Annotated in this window: 2 protein-coding genes; one reads left to right on the forward strand and one right to left on the reverse strand. The window is 69.4% G+C overall.

The features are described from left to right. Window positions 1-869, reverse strand: an 869-nt coding sequence (locus tag GBZ26_RS28795) for a protein phosphatase CheZ (protein WP_174441723.1), incomplete at its 3' end; no start/stop codon positions are given. Between the two features lie 449 nt (window positions 870-1318). On the opposite strand from GBZ26_RS28795, the gene GBZ26_RS28800 reads away from it, so the two are divergent. Next, window positions 1319-2374, forward strand: coding sequence for a Do family serine endopeptidase (locus tag GBZ26_RS28800; RefSeq protein WP_343207226.1), 1056 nt, complete (start codon window positions 1319-1321; stop codon window positions 2372-2374). Window positions 2375-2430: the final 56 nt, after the last annotated feature.

Raw genomic sequence — 2430 nt, forward strand, 5'->3', positions numbered from 1 at the left:
GAGAAGAGACAGGGAGGGGGCGGTGCGGGCGCCTCTGCCGGCTCGGCCCGTTCCAGCACCTGGGGGATCTGCGTGGCCAGGGTGTCGAACAGGGCGTCGATGTCGTCCTGACTGACCTCCGGCCCGCCGAGCTGCGGGCCGTTCAGCAGATGGGCGTCGGGCCGGGTGTCGCCCAGCTTGCGGTGGGACGCTCCCTCGCCCATGCCCGCGGTTTCCGAGGCCGTGGCGATGCGGTCGACGCCCCAGATCTCGATCATCGTGTTCACGCGCTGCTCGATGTAGCGCAGCGTGTTGACCACCTTGGTGGTGCGCTGTCCGGTGATGTCCTGGAAGGCGCAGGCGGTCATGATCTCGATGCTCCAGGCGTCGATGGCGTCGACCATTTCCGCGATGTCGGGATCGGTGCGCGGGATGCCCTGGGTGATCTCCTGGATCTTCTCCGTGGCGTTCAGGATGTCGGTGGTCGCCCGCTCGGTCGCCGCCACGATCTCGTCCAGCTCGCCGGTCGCCGCCTCGATGCGGTTCGACCCGGTGTCGGCGGGGCGCAGTGCGGCGATGTCGCTGCGCGTCTCGCGCACCACCTGGGTGATCGACATCAGCTCCTGCTGAAGCTGCAGTCCGTCCCCCAAGCCGGCACCCATGCCGCCCCCCGGCACCGGGCGGGGCAAGGCGCCGGGCTCCACCCCGCGCAGCCGGTTGACCTGCTGTTCCAGCGCGCCGGTCAGCCGGTGGAATTCGTCCACCGCGACGACGCGGGATCGCCGGTCGCGCATGCGCAGGAACGCGCGACCGCGCGCGGTCTGCGACAGCGCCTCCTCCATCTGGAGGTAGTCATGCTCGGTCAGTTCCATCAGAGGAACATCGCTCATCGTCGTCACCGTCGGCGGGCCGCTGTTAAGAATCCGCCATGGAGGAAAGCACGTCTTGGGAAAACTGAGGTTACACCAGACATGGTCTGGATTTCAGACAAATCCTGCGCACCTCTGCCTCGCAGATCCCGCTGAACAAAGTCTTAATGAAGTCATGGGTGGCGCGCGATGACGCACCCCGGCCTCATGCAACCAATCATGGAAGTCCATCCCCGGAGCGGAAGTTGGAAGGCGGCGGAGCTGCGGCATTGAGGATTCTCCCGTCGCCGCCGCTGCCCTATACTCCGGCGCGGCGCGCGGCGGGGCAAAGGGTGCGCAGGCTTGACCCTCGGGCGCCGCTCGCCCACATCAGCCGCGCCAACGCAGCACGGAACAACAGGAACGGGGACAAGATGCCGATGAGGACGACGCTTCGGTTCGCGGCGCTTCGGTTTGCGAGCGCGGCGTGCGTGGCCGGGCTTTTGGGGATCGGCGTTCCGGGCGTGGGCCTGACTCCTGCCCCCGCCGCCGCGGCCCTGCCCGCCGGGGTCACCGGGGTGACGACCATCGCGCCGATGCTGGAGCAGGTGACCCCCGCCGTCGTCAACATCGCCGTCCTGTCGCGGGCGCCGCAGGCCGAGAACCCGCTGCTGCGCGACCCCTTCTTCCGCCGCTTTTTCAACGTCCCCGAGCAGCAGGCCCGCCCGCAGGTCAGCGCCGGGTCCGGCGTCATCGTGGACGCGCGGCGCGGCTACGTCATCACCAACGCCCATGTGGTGGAGAACGCGCAGGAGATCGCCGTCACCCTGAAGGACCGCCGCCGCCTGCGCGCCAAGCTGGTCGGGCGCGACGCGGCCACCGACATCGCGCTGCTGAAGATCGAGGCGGAGAAGCTGACCGCCCTACCCTGGGGCGATTCGGACCAGCTCAAGGTCGGCGATTTCCTGGTCGCCATCGGCAACCCCTTCGGGCTGGGCCAGACGGTGACCTCCGGCATCGTCTCGGCGCTCGGCCGCAGCGGTCTGAAGATCGAGGGGTACGAGGACTTCATCCAGACCGACGCCTCCATCAACCCCGGCAACTCCGGCGGCGCGCTGGTGAACTTCAACGGGGAGCTGGTCGGCATCAACACCGCCATCATCGGCCCGGCGGGCGGGTCGGTCGGCATCGGCTTCGCCGTTCCGGTCAGCATCGTCCGCTCGGTGATGGAGCAGCTGGTCGAGTACGGCGAGGTGCGGCGCGGCCGGCTGGGCGTCTCCATCCAGGACCTGACCCCCGATCTGGCGGACAGCATGAACCTGACCGGCGACGCCGGGGCGGTCATCGCCCAGGTGGAGCGCGGGTCCGCCGCCGACCGCGCCGGGTTCCGCAGCGGCGACGTGGTGACCGCGGTGAACGGGCGCCCGGTGCGCAGCGCCACCGACTTCCGCAACCGCATGGGTCTGGTGCGGGCCGGCACGCCCCTGCAGGTGACCGTCCTGCGCGGCGGCAGCGAACGGGTGCTGAACGTCCGCACGGCGAACTAGACCCGGCGAACCGGATCGGGATAACCATGGTCTGATGATCGGCCGCCCCTCCCCTC

Origin of the sequence: Azospirillum formosense, assembly GCF_013340925.1 — a bacterium.
In the GTDB taxonomy this organism is placed as follows: Bacteria; Pseudomonadota; Alphaproteobacteria; order Azospirillales; family Azospirillaceae; genus Azospirillum; species Azospirillum formosense.